The sequence below is a fragment of the Paenibacillus sp. J5C2022 genome (assembly GCF_025567625.1).
Lineage (GTDB): Bacteria > Bacillota > Bacilli > Paenibacillales > Paenibacillaceae > Pristimantibacillus.
On sequence record NZ_JAOQJC010000024.1, the window covers coordinates 81,939 to 98,587 of the forward strand.

Below are 16,649 nucleotides of genomic sequence, written 5' to 3' on the forward strand. Positions count from 1 at the left end.
AGTCAATCGATTCGACTAAGGAGATTGCTTTCACTATAATCAGAAGCAGAGGAAGGAGAGAGGCCATTGCGACTGCATCCGAAAGAGATCCTGTTCCGTCAAGGCGAGACGGGACCGTTATACCGGGTAAAGAGCGGCATGTTGAAAATCATGCGCATTCACGAGGACGGAACGCCGTTCCTTGTCAATCTCATTGCGCCCGGAGAGATTATTCCTCATCATTCGCTTGTAACACAGCAGCCTTACCACGGAACCGCCATCGCTCTAACGACAACAGAGCTCGACGTCATCCCTTCGGAGGAATGGTACGCCGAGCTCTCCCGTGACAATAATAAATGCTTGGAAGTGGCTGAGCTATTGCAGAGCAGGCTTCGCACCATGCAGCAGCGAATTGACCAACTGACGCAGGTTGCCCCCGCCGACAAGCTGGATAAGCTTCGAGCCTGGTTGAATGATATCGCCGGGGCCGGAGCCGGACCTATTACAGAGATCCTTACGCAAGATGAAATTGCCCAATTCATCGGACTGCGGCGGGAGACGGTCAATCGTCTGCTTCGAGCCAAGTCCAAATCCGCTGTCCAGCCTCCCCATGAACAGGCGCCGGAGAGATCTGACGAACACTAACCCAGACTAGCGGCTGACGGACGGTTCAACGTTGCTGACGGACCGAAAAATTCGTAATGAATGGCGGCGTCCTCTACTCCTAGCTCCTTCAGATGATCATGCACAGCTTCCATGAATGGAACAGGACCGCAGAAATAATAGCTTGAAGCGGCAGAGGCAGGCAGAATGCTCTTCAGCCATGTCAGCTCCATATAACCTTCTTTATGATACGAGCCGGCCGATCTATCCCGATCCGTCGGACGCTCGTAACAGAAGTAACAGGATAGCTGCTCGTGCCGGCGAGCCAGCTCAAGCACCTCATCGCGCAAGGCGTGGACATCCCCATTCTGTGCGGCGTGAATATAGACAACGGGACGCTGCGGCTGCTCTGCCATGAGTGCATGCAGCATGCTTAGCAGCGGTGTCTGGCCCACGCCGCCGCTGATAAGTACAATGGGCTGCTTGCTCTTGGCGGCAGCAGGCTGCTCCAGCACGAATTCACCGGCAGGAGCCGATAGATGAACGATATCGCCTTCCCTAACCATCTCATGCAGGTAACTCGACACAATGCCGGCAGGTCTGCCGCGGTTCTCCTCTTCCCGCTTCACGGAAATGCGATAATAAGGCATGCCTGGCGCCGCCGACAGACTGTATTGGCGGATATGTGTATGCTCCAGGCCGGGAATGTCCATCTTCACGCTGATGTACTGACCCGGCCGGAATGCGGCAAGCGCTCCTCCATCTTGCGGCACCAGATAGAAGGAGGCGATCACATCGCTTTCCACGACCTTTCGCTCCACGATGAACGGACGGAACCCTTCCCAGCCGCCTTGCCCCGCTTCAGCCTCTTCGTATAACGCGTTCTCCACACCGATGAAAGCATCCGCAATTATTCCATAAGCTTCTCCCCACGCCTGAAGCACTTCATCCGTAGCCGCGTCTCCCAGCACTTCCTTGATTGCCTCCAGCAGATGGCGGCCGACAATGGGATAATGCTCCGGCTTAACACCGAGACTTCTATGCTTATGGGCAATCTGCATGACAGCGGGGAGAATGGCTTCCAGGTTGTCGATATGCGCCGCAGCGGCATATACGGCATTCGCGAGCGCTCCTTGCTGCCTTCCCTGCTTCTGGTGAGCATGATTGAATATATTCAGCAGTTCGGGATGTCTGGCGAACATTCGACTGTAGAAGCATTTCGTTATTTCCGTTCCCCGCACCTTCAGAACAGGTACCGTCGATTTGATAATAGCGATTGTTTGCGGACTGAGTGACATAACATCAAGCTCCTTTACGCTTTGTTTATTTTACTTGTTTCCAGTATAGACATCAGCGTGGAGCATGCCTTGTGATTCCAGTCACAGCAATCGGAACGGTTATGTGACAATTCGATAAGAAAAGCGCCTAAGGGCATCCTTCATACTCATTCCCAAATTGTAAGGTCACATCGCTTACAGCTCTCCATTCGCCTACTTTCCTACTTCCCGCCTGGGGGCGCGCTCGCACGAATCTATCCCGCCAGCTTCGGGTATTCAACTCGCATTTGATAACGTTATATCATAAGAAAAACGCCTAGCGGCGTCCTCCCCTCTTGCTACGCATGCCCCCTTTTCGGCGCTCCAGTGTAGGATTCATACACTATTTCGGCTCGAACGACCCTTTTCAGCACTCTAGTGTAGGATTCATACACTATCTCGGCTCGAACGCCCCTTTTCGGCGCTCTAGTGTAGGATTCATACACTATTTCGGCTCGAACGACCCTTTTCGGCGCTCCAGTGTAGGATTCATACACTCATATGGCCCGTACGCTCCTTATCGGCATAACCCCCACAAAGTGGGGCTCCGATTCGAAGCTTACTGAGTTACTTTGCAGGGGACCCCCGGAACTTATAATTTCTATATATCTAAAAAAAGACCGCCCGAGCAAAATGCCCAGGCAGCCTCTTCTTCATCTTATTCAGCCGCTTTCTCTTCCGTTCCCGCTTCTGTGTTGCCGGCGCCGGAATCGGCAGCGTCATCCTTCTTCTCATCTTCCGCGCCAGCTCCATTACCGGCGCCTTCGCCATCAGTTTGCTCCGGCTCAGGAAGCGTCATATTCAGCTCCTGCTTCGGCATCTCCTCGTTCATGAACATCTCCATGTACTTGTATGCCGCAGCGGCTTTCACTTGCTCCTTGTCGGTATCCGTCAGTTGGTCGAACGCCTTCACTTCGCGCTCTTCCACCTTCATGACGTGATAGCCGTATTCCGTCTCCACAGGCTCGCCAATAACTCCGATCTCCTGCTCGTAGGCAGCCAGCTTGAATGCCTCGACCCAGTCGCCCCCCGCCTTCTTCTCATACAGTCCGCCTTTGTCCTTGGAGCCCGGATCGTCGGAATATTCCTTCGCCAGAGCGTCCCAGTCTCCGCCCGCATCCAGCTTCGCTTTCACTTCATTCGCCCGCGCCAGCGCTTCCTCGGAAGTGCGGACTTCCTTCGCTTCCCCTGTCTGAGGGTCCTGCTCCATCGTCTGTATCAGAATATGGCGGACAGTGGATACCGCGAAGTCGGCTTTCATCTCCTCGAAGCTCGCCTTCTCGTCCTCTTCCGTTACCTGGGAATTGATATGAACGATAGCCGCAGACGTAATCATCAGGAATGTCGCCATATCGTTGTCCGAGATGTCTTTTTCCTTCGCCTTCGCTGCGAGCGTCTCGTCCGACTTTTTATATTCCTTGTACTGCTCCAACTGCTTGTCCGCTTCTTCGCGCGCTTCCTTCAGCGAGTCTTCAGACGCCTTGCTTGCCAGCACCTTGTAAGAGACGTACTGCTCCAGAATCATCTCCTGGAACTGAGGCAGAGTCAGAATCTGCTCATACCCCGGCTGCGACATCCCGAAAATGGCCATATACTTGTCGAATTCAGGCTTCGTTACTTTCCCGTCCTTATATGTCGCTACAACTTCTCCTTCGCTTACGCCGCTGAATGTCAGGGAAGGCTCCTCTTTCTTGCTCTTGCCGCCGCCGCATCCCGCCATTACCGTCATAGCTAGCACCGCTGCAACGAGCAGCAGCGCGCTTCTGCGCCATGCCGATCTCTTCGTCCTTTGCAACATGTTGATCCCCTTTCGAAATTGAAACTTACCTGTATTGTAGCAGATATGGGATACCGATTGCGAATCTCCGCTAGGAGGTGGCGTTCTGCAGCTCCTTCTGGATCACGAACGCCTCCTTGTACCCTTCCAGGAACCGTTCCGATAGATGCAGCTTCTGCTCCATGTTCAGCCCCTTGCCCCTGAGCAGCAAGGAATAGGTCTTGTCCTGATCCGGGCTTTGCTTGAATCGGTTCTCCAGCTTCAGACAGAGCTGATCCACCTTCTTGCGTTCCGTTTTATTCCTGGGTCCCGCTCCCGCGAGGAATTTGAACAGCAGATCGTCGCCTTGCTGCTGAACGACCTCAATGCCAAGCAGCGAGCCATACACCCGCAGTCTGGCCACGGCCATCAGATTGCTGACCGGCTGCGGCAAGTCGCCGAACCGGTCGATGAGCTCGTCGATCAGTTCGTCGGACTCCTCGAATGACTGCACGGAAGCCGCTTTCTTGTAGATTTCAATCTTCTGAATGCTGTCATAGATATAATCCGACGGCAGATAGGCGTCTACGCTAATATCGATGGAGGTCGTCACCTGCTTCACTTCCTCAGGCTCGGCGCCGCTCATCTCCGCCTTCCGCTTCGCAATCTCCTCCGCCAGCATCTGCGAGTACATGTCGAAGCCGACCGACGCGATGAAGCCATGCTGCTCGGCTCCCAGCAGATTGCCCGCACCCCGGATGGACAGATCCCGCATCGCAATCTTGAAGCCCGAGCCCAGCTCGGTGAACTCCTTGATCGATTGCATCCGCTTCTCCGCCACCTCCGTCAGCACCTTGTCGCGCTGATAGGTGAAGTACGCATATGCAATCCGGTTGGAGCGTCCGACACGCCCACGCAGCTGGTACAGCTGGGAGAGCCCCATCTTGTCCGCATCGTGCACGATAAGCGTATTGACATTGGGAATATCGACGCCCGTCTCAATGATGCTCGTGCTGACCAGCACATCGGATTCCCCATCGAGGAAGTCCAGTATCGTCTTCTCCAGCTCCTGCTCCGACATCCGGCCATGGCCTACCGTCACCTTCGCATCCGGCACCAGGGCGCTAATCTCTTCCGCCACCTGATAGATTCCTTGTACGCGGTTATAGAGATAGTATACTTGGCCGCCGCGCGCCAGCTCCCGCTCAATGGACTCTCGCACAAGCGCAGGGCTGTATTCCACCACATAAGTCTGCACCGGGAACCGGTTCTCCGGCGGCGTCTCGATAACGGACAAGTCGCGTACGCCCAGCATCGACATATGCAGCGTACGGGGGATCGGCGTCGCCGTCAGCGTCAGCACATCTACACTGGTCTTCAGCTTCTTCAGCTTCTCCTTGTGCGACACACCGAAGCGCTGCTCCTCATCCACGATCAATAACCCTAGCGACTGGAAGATAATATCCTGGGACAACAGCCTGTGCGTGCCGATGACGACATCGACCGTGCCGTTCTTCAACCCCTTGATCGTCTCATTCTGCTCCTTGCGCGAGCGGAAGCGGCTCAGCACCTGCACATTGATTGGATAGCCGGAGAATCGCTCCCGGAACGTCTCGTAATGCTGCTGGGCCAGAATGGTGGTCGGCACCAATACCGCTACTTGCTTGCCGTCCATTGCTGCCTTGAAGGCCGCCCTGACCGCCACCTCCGTCTTGCCGTAGCCTACGTCGCCGCAGAGCAGGCGGTCCATGGGCTGATCCTTCTCCATATCCACCTTAATCTCCCCGATGGCGCGAAGCTGGTCCGGCGTCTCGTCATACGGGAACATCGCCTCGAATTCCTGCTGATATGTTGTATCCTTGCTGAATGCATAACCCGGCGTAGATTGGCGCTGAGCGTACAGCTTGATCAGATCGTCCGCGATATCCTGAACGGACGCCCTCGCCTTGCTCTTCGCCTTCGTCCACTCCGTGCCGCCCAGCTTGTTGATCTTCGGCTCCTTGTCCTCGGAGCCGACATACTTCTGAATCATATCCACTTGGTCGATCGGGACCGACAGCTTGTCGCCGCCGGAATAAATAATGTGCAAGTAATCGCGATGAATCCCGCCGATCTCCAATGTGCCAATGCCGATATATTTACCGATGCCGTGATTCTGATGCACGACATAATCGCCGACCTTCAGCTCCGTGTAGCTCTTGATCCGCTCCGCGTTCTCCATCTTCTTGTCCACGCGCCGCGCCTTGCGCTGCTTCTGCGTGAACATCTCGCCTTCCGTTATGACGACAAGATGGGATGACGGCAGCTCGAACCCTTGCTGCAGATTGCCTTCCAGCAGCATCGGCACTTCGATCTGATAATCGTCCAGCACACGTCTGATCCGATCCATCCGCTCCTTGTTGCCCGCCAGCATCATGACCTTGGAACCGATCTTGTGCCATCTCTCCATCTCCGACTTCAGCACATTCATCTGACCGTGGAAGTTCTGCATCGTACGCGCCGTCATATTGATAATATTTTGCGGCTGCGTATGCGGGATCTGGCGAAGGAACAGAGATAAGAACAACGTCGGATAAGGACGGCGGTAGAGAATATCCTCCGACTCTCTCGCCAATTGCAAGCCGGGCAGCGACTTGCCGTTCTGCAGCAGATGGATGGACCATTCTGCTTCATCCCGTTCCAGTTGCTTGGCCGTCTCTATCAGACGGGTAGGCTCATCCAATATAAGCAGCGTATCCTTCGCCATGTAATCCATTATCGTCTGCCGTTCCGGATAGAGCAGCGATATATATTTATAGATTTCCGGGAAGTACATATGCTCTCTCAGCTTCTCCAGCTCGCCGCCGATCTCGCTGCGCAGCCGTTCCTTCGCCGTACGGTCGCTCATCTTCTCCAGCTGCGCTTCCAGCAGATGACCCGCCTGATCGGCAGCGGACGACATTCGGGCGGCATCCGCCAATATTTCCTGACATGGCGGAATGACATAGGACTCCATGCGCTCGGCAGAGCGCTGGTCGCCGGGATCGAATGTACGGATGGAATCAATCTCGTCGCCGAACCATTCTACCCGGTAAGCATGAGGGGACGTTAGCGGGTAGAAATCGACGATGCCGCCCCGTACGCTCATCTCGCCTTTGCCTTCCACGCGATCCGTTCTGGCGTAGCCAAGCTCATTCATCGCATGCAGAAAGTTCTCCAGCGGCAGTTCGTCTCCCGTCCGTATCGCCAGCTGCGCTTCCGACATAACGCTATCAATCGGCAGATAACGGCGAATGCCGGAGAACGGCACGACAACAATCCCGCGATAGCCTTTGGACAGCTTGATCAGCACATCCATCCGCTGCGCCAGCGTCTCGGGACTTGAGATCGCGGCTTCTGCAGCCATCAGCTCGTTCGCAGGATAGAGCAGCACCTCATCGGGTGATAGACAATCTTGCAAATCCTCCGCAATCTTCTGCGCGGAGAACATATTATGCGTTACGACAAGCACCGGCTGTTGGTCTACCGCTTCCTTCAACGCCGCGATGAACACTTGGCGGGAGGAGCCGGCCAGGCCGGATACCATCTGCTCACGCATACCTTTGCGAATGCCGGATATGACCGATTGGACATCCGAATCCGCTGCGAAAGCTTCAATTAGCGCTTTCAATGTTAGAAGCACCTCTTTTCTATGTCAAAAACAATACTGCCCCTCTGTCTTTTGCAATGTCGAAAAGGAGCCTCGGCGCATCGTACCGAGGCTCTTGCAGACAGCATTCGCCCGAGGACAATGCGGTTCTGTCTGCTTGCTGTATATGTGTGCCGGTTATTGCAGCGGACTGTCCACCAACATCAAGTCCGGATTGCTGTTAATCGCCTCATTGCAATAATCGCATACGATTTTAACCGTTACGTCTCCGCTTGAGTCATACGCTATTATATCGCCCCGCTCTTCGGGGGTCAAGAATTGGAAGCCCAACTGCTGCTCCGTCACGTTCGCCCCTTCGATGCGACCGATGGACGACCGGCAATGCTTGCAAATATAGTTTACAGCCATAGTATGCCTCCTGAAGAATAGTTATACCCTTCAGTATGCCCATATTATGCCGAATTTAACGAATTATCCGTTGAACCTGGCCATCGTCTCCTCGAACGGCGCTTGAAGGCTGTATTCAGCCGCATCGCATGCCGCTCCGATCATCGTCTCCAACTTGTCACGCTCCGCCTTGGCGAACTTCGACAGCACGTAATCGGAGATATCCATTCCCGGCTCCGGACGGGATATGCCCATACGAATCCGATGGAAGGATTGCGTGCCCAGATGCTGAATAAGCGACTTTATGCCGTTATGCCCTCCAGCGCTTCCTTGATAGCGGAGCCTCAGCTTGCCAATCTCCGTATCCAGATCGTCGTATACGACCAGGCCATCCTTTAATTCCGTCTTATAGTAATCCATGAATGCGCGAACCGACTCGCCGGACAGGTTCATATACGTCATAGGCTTAATAAGCGCCACCTTCTGCCCTTGCATGCGTCCTTCGCCGATCAGCGCCTTGCACTTGCTCTGCGTCAGCTTAATATCCCAGCGCTTCGCCAACTCGTCTATGACCATGAAGCCTACATTATGCCTGGTCTGCTCGTACGCAGGGCCCGGATTGCCAAGCCCGACGATCCACTTCATCATACCACTCCACTCCTTTACGAACAAATGTAGCATAATCTGCGGCAAAAGCGAAGTGCACAAAAAGAGCCGTCCCGAAGGACAGCTCCTGGTCTGCTTTTATTTGCTGGTGGCGATCTCCTCATGGTTCGCTTCGGTGGATCTCTCCTTTGCTTCTGCCAGCTCTACATCCTGAGCGTCCTTCTCCTCTTCGCTCAATTCCTTCTGAGGAGCCAGTATGGTCAAGACGACACTTTCAGGCTCAGACTTGGCCTCTACGCCTGCGGGAAGCTGCAAATCCTTCACTAGCAAACTATCACCCAGCTCTAGCTGTGACATATCGGCATGGATGCTTTCCGGAATCGCCCCCGGCAAACATTGCACCTCCAGCTCATGCAGAATAATCTGCAATATACCGCCTTCTCTAAGCCCATTGGATTGGCCTTCCGCATGAATCGGCACATTCGCCCGCACTTCCTCGTTCATATTAATGCGATGGAAGTCAACGTTAAGCGGCATTCCGCTAAGCGTATGCCGCTGCAATTCGGCAACCATAACCGCATGCTTGCCTGATTCGGGAACGTCGAGTTGGATTACTGCATTGGGATTGGAACGCATCAGCGCGTTCAGCTCCTTCTCGTCCACGCTTATGTTGACCGCACCGTCCAATCCTTTTCCATATACAACACCCGGTATTTTGCCCTCTTGCCTCATCAGACGCAATTCACTCTTCTTCTTGCCGATTCGGCCTTCAGCTTTCATGACAATCGTCATATGGAAGCATCCTCCTTAAGATTAGCCTTCCATATCACTTTACCCATTAAGCGCTATCTTTAATCGGCGTTATGCTTGCAGCAATCAATTGGAACGTTCCTTCTTCGCCTTGGCCCGTGCCCTGATCTTATCCGCATACCCCTGCTTATTGACCTGACGTTCTCTCGCAATCGCCAGATCGCCGGACGGCACATCGTGCGTCACCGTGGAGCCCGCTACGACATAAGCGCCCTCGCCAATCGTGACAGGAGCGATCAGATTGACGTTGCTGCCGATGAATGCGCCGTCTCCCACCTCTGTGACCGCTTTGTTGAAGCCATCGTAATTAACCGTTATCGCGCCGCAGCCCACATTCACGTCCTTGCCGATCTTGGCGTCGCCGATGTAGCTGAGATGGGATACCTTGGAGCCGTCGCCAAGCGTGGCATTCTTCACTTCTACGAAGTCGCCGATTTTGCAACCGCGGCCAATGACAGCGCCGGGACGCAAGTAAGCGTAGGGGCCGATAGCGCTGTCTGTGCCGACTTCCGCACCGTCCAATACAGAGTGCTTCACTGCCACGCCGTCGCCCAGCTTGGAGTCCTGTATATCCGCACCGGGACCGATCACGCAATCTTCTCCGATCACGGTAGAGCCTCGCAGTACCGTTCCGGGATATAGCACCGTATCGGCCCCAATCTGCACGTCCGCCTCGATATAAGTGGACGCAGGATCGATCAGCGTCACGCCGCCAAGCAGATGGACGCGGTTAATGCGCTCCTTCATGAGCCGCTCCGCTTCCGCCAGCGCTACCCGGTCGTTGACGCCTATCGCTTCGGCGCAATCGTCCGTACAGTATGCTTGAACGGCGTCTCCCGCTTCCTGCAGCAAGCCGATCACGTCGGTCAGGTAATATTCGCCTTGCGCGTTATGATTCGTCACTTTGCCGAGCGCAGCGAACAGCTTCCGGTTATCGAAGCAATACGTGCCGGTATTGATCTCCTGCACCTTCGTCTCTTCTGCGCTGCAGTCCTTCTGTTCCACAATGCGCTTGACGATCCCGTCCTCACCACGGATGACACGCCCGTAGCCGGCCGGATCATCGAAGTGCGCCGTCAAGACCGTCGCAGCCGCACCGCTGGATTCATGCAGCTTCAGCATCCCCTCGATGGTGGACGCCTTCACAAGCGGCGTATCGCCGCATATGACGATCGTTGTTCCCTCTTCCCCTTCCAGAGCGGCTTCCGCTTGGCGCGCGGCATGTCCGGTGCCCAGTTGCTCGGCTTGCAGCGCGTAGAGCACTTCGTCTCCAAGATAAGCCTGGACCTTCTCCGCTCCGTGCCCGACGACGACGACCGATCGGTCGCACGCTACCGCGCGTATCGTATCCATCACATGACCCACCATCGGCTTGCCGCATACGGGGTGCAATACTTTATATAATTTGGATTTCATTCGTTTGCCTTTGCCAGCTGCCAGTATAATTGCCATTCGCTTCATCATACAGCCTCCTCTTCCAACCAAACTCACCAATGACTATAGCTTATATCGCAAAAAAAGAAAAGAGAGCGCTCAGCTCTCTTCTCCACGGAACACAATCAATCGTACTTAGTCCAAACTTAATTAAGCGCCTTCTTCAATGGCAACCTCATCGGCTGCCCGCTCATATTCCGCAAGCACTGCGGATTGAATCTTCTCCCGGGTAGCGGAAGAGATCGGATGAGCGATATCGCGGAATTCACCATCCGGGGTACGCTTGCTCGGCATCGCTACGAACATACCATTGTTGCCGTCGATGACGCGAATGTCGTGAACGACGAATTCGTTGTCAATGGTAATGGAAGCAATCGCCTTCATACGTCCCTCCGAATTAACACGGCGGAGTCTGACATCAGTAATTTGCACTTGTGTTCACCACCTTTGCCTATCAGAGACTTGGTGTATACTTCCACGTTTTAATTCAAAATCCTGCTAAAATTTTGGTAATTTGATGCTATATTTAAATTTTTTTTTAAGATTGAATTTTTTTCGGTGTCATTCGACATCAGTCGATGCAATGACCTCGATTTCGACAAGCACGTCTTTCGGCAGCCGCGCCACTTCAACGGCGGAACGAGCCGGCTTATGGTCGCCGAAATAGGAGGCGTAAATCTCGTTCATACTGGAAAATTGATTCATATCTTTCAAGAAAACGGTTGCCTTGACGACTTGGCGCAGGGAAGCCCCCGCTTCGGCAAGCACGGCTTCCAGGTTGCGGAACACCTGATGCGTCTGCTCCTCTATTCCACCTTCGACCAGCTGTCCTGCAGCATTCAGCGGTATTTGACCGGAAGTAAACACCAGGCTCCCCAATCTCAGCGCTTGAGAATAAGGTCCGATCGCGCCAGGCGCTTTATCGGTAGAGATTACGGTCAGTTGCTGCTTGTTCGTCATTACAATCGCTTCCCTTCGTGGATTATGAATTGAAATAGTTGCCCGGCACGATATTCATCTGCTTCGTCTTCATATCGACCGCCGTAAGCTTGGCCAACGATATATAATCCTCCAGCAGGCGCTCTTCCCGCTCGATGTCTCCGGACTCGACAAATACGCCTACCCCTGCAACTGTTGCATTGAACTCGTATAGCAAGTCAATCATTCCTTGAATCGTTCCGCCGGCTTTCATGAAATCATCGATAATCAGCACGTTCGATCTTTCCTTGAGCGCACGCCTTGCAAGCGACATCGTCTGAATCCGCTTCGTGGACCCCGATACGTAATTGATGCTTACCGCGGAGCCTTCCGTCACCTTATTGTCGCGGCGCACGATGACTACGGGAATATTCAGACAGGCTGCTGTCGCATAAGCGAGCGGAATCCCCTTCGTCTCCACCGTCATAATGACATCGATCTGCCGGTCGCGGAACGCCGTGGCGAACAGCTTGCCCACATCTGCCAGCAGATCGGGCTGGCCAAGCACGTCCGTCATGTACAGATAGCCGCCCGGCAGGACGCGGTCGGGATGCTCAAGCTTGGCGCATATATCGTGCATGATCGCAAGCGCCGTATGCTTCGGCATAATCGGCTTGAACTTCACTCCGCCGGCTGCTCCGGCAAGCGTATGCAATTCGCCAATGCCTTCCTCTTCGAACACTTCTTTAATGATGGCCAGATCCTCGCTGATGGAAGACTTGGCGGACCCATAGCGGTCCGCAAATGCTGTAAGCGAAATTAACGTATGGGGACGAGTCAACAGATATTGTGTCATTTCCACAAGCCTAGCGCTTCGCTTCAACTTCTTCACATCGATCTCCCCCAATAAAATCCGAATATTATAAAGTCAATATACCACCTTTATACGGATTTAAGCAAGAAACCTATGTAAGCATTCTTACCACATATACTTCTTTGCAGAAGCCTCTCAGTCCGTTATAGATGCGTGGCAGCTTCGCTTCCTTGGATACAAGCCCGAATACGGTAGGTCCGCTGCCTGACATCAGCACGCCATCGGCGCCAAGACGGATCATACTCTCCTTCAGCTGACGCACTTCCGGATACAGCTCCAGAGTGACCGTCTCCAGCACATTGCCCAGATTGCCGCACATCTCGTGGAATGACCCTCCTGCAAGAGCATTCCTCATGCCTGCGATCGAAGGATGACTCTTCAGTTCATTCGCTCTCAGCCGTCCGTATACATCGGCTGTCGATACGTTGATCGGCGGCTTGGCCAGCACGACCCAGCATTGCGGCGGGGAGTCAACCGGTTCCAGCTTCTCACCGCGGCCGCTTGCCAATGCTGTCCCGCCCGTTACGCAGAACGGCACATCGGAGCCCAGCTCCGCACCCAGCTCGCACAGCTCGTCCTCCGGGATGTTCAGCCTCCACAGCCGATTCAACCCGCGCAGCGTAGCTGCGGCATCGCTGCTTCCCCCTGCAAGACCGGCGGCCACCGGTATTTTCTTGTCCAGATGGATATAGACCCCCTGCTTCACCTCATATCGCTCTTTAATAAGTCTGGCCGCCTGGAAGGCCAAGTTCTTCTCATCAAGTGGAATATAGCCTACCTGGCTCGATATAATGATCGTATCGCGCGGCAGCTCCGACATTTCCAGTCGGTCCGCCAAGTCCACCATCGTCATGATCATCTCTACCTCATGATAGCCGTCTTCCCTTTTGCGAAGCACATCCAGCAGCAGATTAATTTTTGCAGGAGCTTTCTCATAAATTTTCATTTCTCTCTATTCACCCGTTCGTTCTTAAGCTTAAGCCCCATTATATCAAACGAACACAATAAAAGCTAAACAATGGCATCGCTTGGCGGACGCCCATCATTTAGCTTCTTGTTAGGACCTTATAAGTCATCAATTATGGACGCTGTGCTTTCGCTGCAGCTTGCTCCGCAAGCTGAATCGCACGCTTCACCATGTTGCCTGCGTCCTTCGCTTTAATGCCTCCCCAGCCTTCCTGCTGGATCGTATCATAAAATCCCAAATCCTTCGCAAGCTCATACTTCAGCCCTTCCGACATCACTCCGCGCCTTCTGCGGCCCATACGCACACCTCCATTCCGTTTTTCACGCTCTTGCTCATGCGGCTGCACGCCGCAATGCGACCGTCGCTCCATAGTAGTATGCATTGTGACAAGACTAATCATGCATAAGCCCGGAGATGCAGCCATAAAATAACCCCACAAAGTGGGGCTCTGCTTCGAAGATGACAAAAAAAACGCAGATCCCGTATGAGATCCGCGCAAGCGCCCCTTCTCGGCGCATTGTACTGCTTGTAACATCTATTGCTGAAAAGCGATTCGGACTTGACCCTCGTCATTACAAACGGTCACTTCCACTGACTCCGTCAAAATATCCGCATAGCTGTAGGATACACGCTTGAACGCATGCTGCTCTTCATCTAACTTCACAATGAAGACAGAAGGGTAGATTTCTTCCAACGTGCCGGTGCGTTCGATGGTCTTTCGGCGACCACCGTTTGCCCGAAGACGGATTTTGGAACCAACATGAGCTTCTAAGCTGCGTTTTATATCCAATAGCGCATTTTTAGCCATTGTCCACTACCACCTCTTTCCTTGTCCATTATAACCAAAAAAAGGGGTGGTGTCAAACAAACCAAAATATTATATCAGTCTATCATTTAACTTGTCAACGGTCATTTCGACCATTTCATGAAATTATCAAAAAAATTTATGATGTTGCTTTCGATTTCGGGAGGCCTACCCGAAAACGACCTAACGTCTCAATGCCGCCAACGCCATCGATGCCGCTGATCGTTCCATGGATGACCTCCGGCAAATTAATGGTATCGCGAATCGGCGTATAGCTGGCTTTAATGGCGACATAGACCGGGTCCAGCGCATGAATCAAGATGCGACCGGGCGAGCTTGCAAAGTTGGAACCGGCATCCATCAGCGCTTCGAAGTGCGACTGGCAGGCGCCGGCAACCACGATAAGGCCGTCGCGGCTCTTTTCATACTCTCTTGCTACCCGGACCGCATTAACGAAGTTCTGAGAGTTCTTGTAGCTGCCCAGGCTGAACATCGTATTGGGCGAACGCAGCTTCAGAACGCCATCATGGCCGGTGATGACGACAATATCCGGTCTGACCTGCGGCAGCAGCCGGAACAGCATATTGGCCATTTGAGACTCATGGAGATGCAAGCCGTATGCCGGAACACTCATGGTGTTGTACAGCTGCATGCTCTTCTTCAAATAGTTACCGTCTCCGTCAAGATGAAGCACTTTGCCCGGCACCTCGAAGTAAGGTGCTTGATGAGCGGACGGTCTGGCACCCGGTTGTTCGGAATTGGATACCTGCTTCTGTCTGTCCCGTTGCATCCTCTGCCACGATTCATTGACCTTGATGCGCACCTTCTGCACAACTGGTGTCGATTCGGGATCATCGACGATGGACAGATCATCAAGAGGCGAATCCGCCAGCAGCCGATAATCGGTCCCCTTCAATATTGCATACTCTGAACGTAACGCCTCTACACGGAACAGCACATCGCCACCATAAGAATTGCGGACGACCAAGTCCCCTTGCCTCATAGGTTAATCACCTCTCCGTCTATCCTATGGGCGGGCGGATGGAATGGTGATGGATTTCTACGATTGGGGCGAAGCGAGCCAGCCCGTGTTACGCAACCCTTCGCTTAGACGGCCGAATTCCTCCAGGGACAGCGTTTCACCGCGTCTGGAAGGCTCGATGCCCAGACTATGCAGCAATTCGTTAAGCGCTTCTCTGCGTTCCTTTCCCACAACTACGGTCAAGTTATTGGCCAGCGTCTTCCTTCTCTGCGCGAACGAGGCCTGTACAATCCGGAAGAACAGACGTTCATCAGATACTTCTACCGCCGGCTTGCTGCGCAGGCTTAGCTTGATTACCGCGGAATCCACATTGGGCTGCGGGATGAAGACAGTATGCGGCACATGGCATACGATGCTCGTCTCGCAGTAGTATTGTACCGCCACGCTCAAGCTGCCGTACTCCTTCCCGCCCGGCTTGGCGGCCATCCGCTGAGCAACCTCCTTCTGAATCATGACCACGATATGCTCCAGAGGAAGACGTTCCTCGAGCAGCTTCATCAGAATCGGCGTCGTCACATAATAAGGCAGATTCGCTACGACACTGACTCCCGACACATCGGAAAACTGCTGCTCGAACAGCTCCTTCAAATCCAGCTTCAGCACATCCCCGTGCACTACCCGAACATGCTCTTCCCCTTCCAGCACCTCTTGCAGAATGGGAATAAGCCGCTGATCCAGCTCCACAGCCGTCACCTTGCCCGCTTCAGCCGCCAGACGCTGCGTCAACGCTCCGATGCCGGGACCGATCTCGAGCGCCCCCTTCGTCTTGTCCAGTTCCGCTGCTGCCACGATGGCGGATAAGACGTTTCCGTCTATCAGGAAGTTCTGGCCCAGACTTTTCTTGAAGGAGAAGCCGTGCCTTGCGATAATTTCCTTCGTACGTTTAGGCGTTGCCACTATGTCATGCATGCTTTCGCTTTAACCCCCTTCATCCAATCCCTTTAGTGCATCCAGAAATTCTTGCTTCGTAATGCGGAAGCTTGTACATCGCTTATAGAACTGCTTGCCGTTGGCATAACCGATGCCGAGCCGCTTGCCGGCCTCCAGGCGCCTTCTCGCAGCGTCGGGATGCACGATAAGCCCTGCCTGCATCAAGTCGTCCCACGTCACCTCTCCGGCAATATCGTCAGTTTCCGTCCGCAGCTCCGCCAGCGCCTTCCTGATCGCTTCAGGGCTGGCGTTCTCTATCCCGATATCGCCCTTATAATAAGCTTGCTCCTGCGGCAAGAAAGCATGCTTGCAGCCGGGAGCGTGGCGAGCGACAATTTTCCTTATTCGTTCCCCCGCATGATCGGGATCGGTGAATATAATAATGCCCCTGCGCTTATTCGCCAGCTCGATTCTTCGCAGTACAGCCTCTCCGATCGCAGAACCGTTCGTTTCAATCGTGTCGGCTTCGACCGCCCGCTTGATTGCAGCCGTATCGTCCTTCCCCTCCACGACAATCACTTCTTTAATCATGCTCGATCCCCTCCTTACTGCGTCAGAGCCATATCCATTATCTCCAATGCGGACAGAACATGC

Annotated in this window: 17 protein-coding genes; 1 reads left to right on the top strand and 16 read right to left on the bottom strand. The window is 53.8% G+C overall.

All coding sequences use genetic code 11. The annotated features are described in order from the left end of the window. Positions 1–66: 66 nt before the first annotated feature. Positions 67–624, top strand: a complete 558-nt coding sequence (locus M6D81_RS19200) for a Crp/Fnr family transcriptional regulator (protein WP_262678576.1) — start codon at positions 67–69, stop codon at positions 622–624. On the opposite strand, the gene hmpA is transcribed toward M6D81_RS19200, so the two are convergent. The 16 genes from hmpA to rnmV all read right to left on the bottom strand — a co-directional run bounded on the left by hmpA (position 621) and on the right by rnmV (position 16,586). After that, positions 621–1,880: an NO-inducible flavohemoprotein gene (gene hmpA / locus M6D81_RS19205; RefSeq protein ID WP_262678578.1), complete on the bottom strand. Its 1,260-nt coding sequence runs from the start codon at positions 1,878–1,880 to the stop codon at positions 621–623. The genes M6D81_RS19200 and hmpA overlap by 4 nt on opposite strands. A 676-nt stretch (positions 1,881–2,556) precedes the next feature. Further along, on the bottom strand, positions 2,557–3,696 hold the full coding sequence (locus M6D81_RS19210; protein WP_262678580.1) for a peptidylprolyl isomerase: 1,140 nt from the start codon (positions 3,694–3,696) through the stop codon (positions 2,557–2,559). 70 nt (positions 3,697–3,766) lie between these two features. After that, positions 3,767–7,303, bottom strand: a complete 3,537-nt coding sequence (gene mfd, locus M6D81_RS19215) for a transcription-repair coupling factor (protein ID WP_262678582.1) — start codon at positions 7,301–7,303, stop codon at positions 3,767–3,769. Positions 7,304–7,459: 156 nt separating this feature from the next. Next, positions 7,460–7,690, bottom strand: coding sequence for an anti-sigma-F factor Fin (gene fin / locus M6D81_RS19220; RefSeq protein WP_262678583.1), 231 nt, complete (start codon positions 7,688–7,690; stop codon positions 7,460–7,462). A gap of 63 nt (positions 7,691–7,753) precedes the next feature. Next, complete coding sequence (pth, locus tag M6D81_RS19225) at positions 7,754–8,314, bottom strand: aminoacyl-tRNA hydrolase (RefSeq protein ID WP_262678617.1); 561 nt, start codon at positions 8,312–8,314, stop codon at positions 7,754–7,756. Between the two features lie 99 nt (positions 8,315–8,413). Next, positions 8,414–9,067, bottom strand: coding sequence for a 50S ribosomal protein L25 (locus M6D81_RS19230; RefSeq protein WP_262678584.1), 654 nt, complete (start codon positions 9,065–9,067; stop codon positions 8,414–8,416). A gap of 84 nt (positions 9,068–9,151) precedes the next feature. Next, positions 9,152–10,546: a bifunctional UDP-N-acetylglucosamine diphosphorylase/glucosamine-1-phosphate N-acetyltransferase GlmU gene (gene glmU / locus M6D81_RS19235; protein WP_317259148.1), complete on the bottom strand. Its 1,395-nt coding sequence runs from the start codon at positions 10,544–10,546 to the stop codon at positions 9,152–9,154. Positions 10,547–10,669: 123 nt separating this feature from the next. After that, positions 10,670–10,951 carry a septation regulator SpoVG gene (gene spoVG / locus M6D81_RS19240; protein ID WP_262678586.1) on the bottom strand — a complete coding sequence of 94 codons (282 nt, stop codon included), beginning with the start codon at positions 10,949–10,951 and terminating at the stop codon, positions 10,670–10,672. 129 nt (positions 10,952–11,080) lie between these two features. Then, a complete protein-coding gene (locus M6D81_RS19245; protein WP_262678588.1) occupies positions 11,081–11,479 on the bottom strand; it encodes a RidA family protein in 399 nt (132 codons plus the stop codon). 22 nt (positions 11,480–11,501) lie between these two features. Beyond that, positions 11,502–12,329: a pur operon repressor gene (purR, locus tag M6D81_RS19250; protein ID WP_262678589.1), complete on the bottom strand. Its 828-nt coding sequence runs from the start codon at positions 12,327–12,329 to the stop codon at positions 11,502–11,504. A gap of 73 nt (positions 12,330–12,402) precedes the next feature. Continuing rightward, a complete protein-coding gene (gene ispE, locus M6D81_RS19255; protein ID WP_262678590.1) occupies positions 12,403–13,257 on the bottom strand; it encodes a 4-(cytidine 5'-diphospho)-2-C-methyl-D-erythritol kinase in 855 nt (284 codons plus the stop codon). A gap of 133 nt (positions 13,258–13,390) precedes the next feature. Then, a complete protein-coding gene (locus tag M6D81_RS19260) occupies positions 13,391–13,576 on the bottom strand; it encodes a small, acid-soluble spore protein, alpha/beta type (RefSeq protein ID WP_262678591.1) in 186 nt (61 codons plus the stop codon). 237 nt (positions 13,577–13,813) lie between these two features. Then, positions 13,814–14,086 (bottom strand): biofilm formation stimulator Veg, encoded by a 273-nt coding sequence (gene veg / locus M6D81_RS19265; RefSeq protein ID WP_116050072.1) that lies wholly within the window; start codon positions 14,084–14,086, stop codon positions 13,814–13,816. A gap of 136 nt (positions 14,087–14,222) precedes the next feature. After that, complete coding sequence (gene yabG, locus M6D81_RS19270; protein WP_262678592.1) at positions 14,223–15,086, bottom strand: sporulation peptidase YabG; 864 nt, start codon at positions 15,084–15,086, stop codon at positions 14,223–14,225. Positions 15,087–15,143: 57 nt separating this feature from the next. Beyond that, positions 15,144–16,034 carry a 16S rRNA (adenine(1518)-N(6)/adenine(1519)-N(6))-dimethyltransferase RsmA gene (gene rsmA, locus M6D81_RS19275; protein ID WP_262678594.1) on the bottom strand — a complete coding sequence of 297 codons (891 nt, stop codon included), beginning with the start codon at positions 16,032–16,034 and terminating at the stop codon, positions 15,144–15,146. Between the two features lie 9 nt (positions 16,035–16,043). After that, positions 16,044–16,586, bottom strand: coding sequence for a ribonuclease M5 (gene rnmV, locus M6D81_RS19280; RefSeq protein WP_262678595.1), 543 nt, complete (start codon positions 16,584–16,586; stop codon positions 16,044–16,046). Between the last annotated feature and the right edge of the window lie 63 nt (positions 16,587–16,649).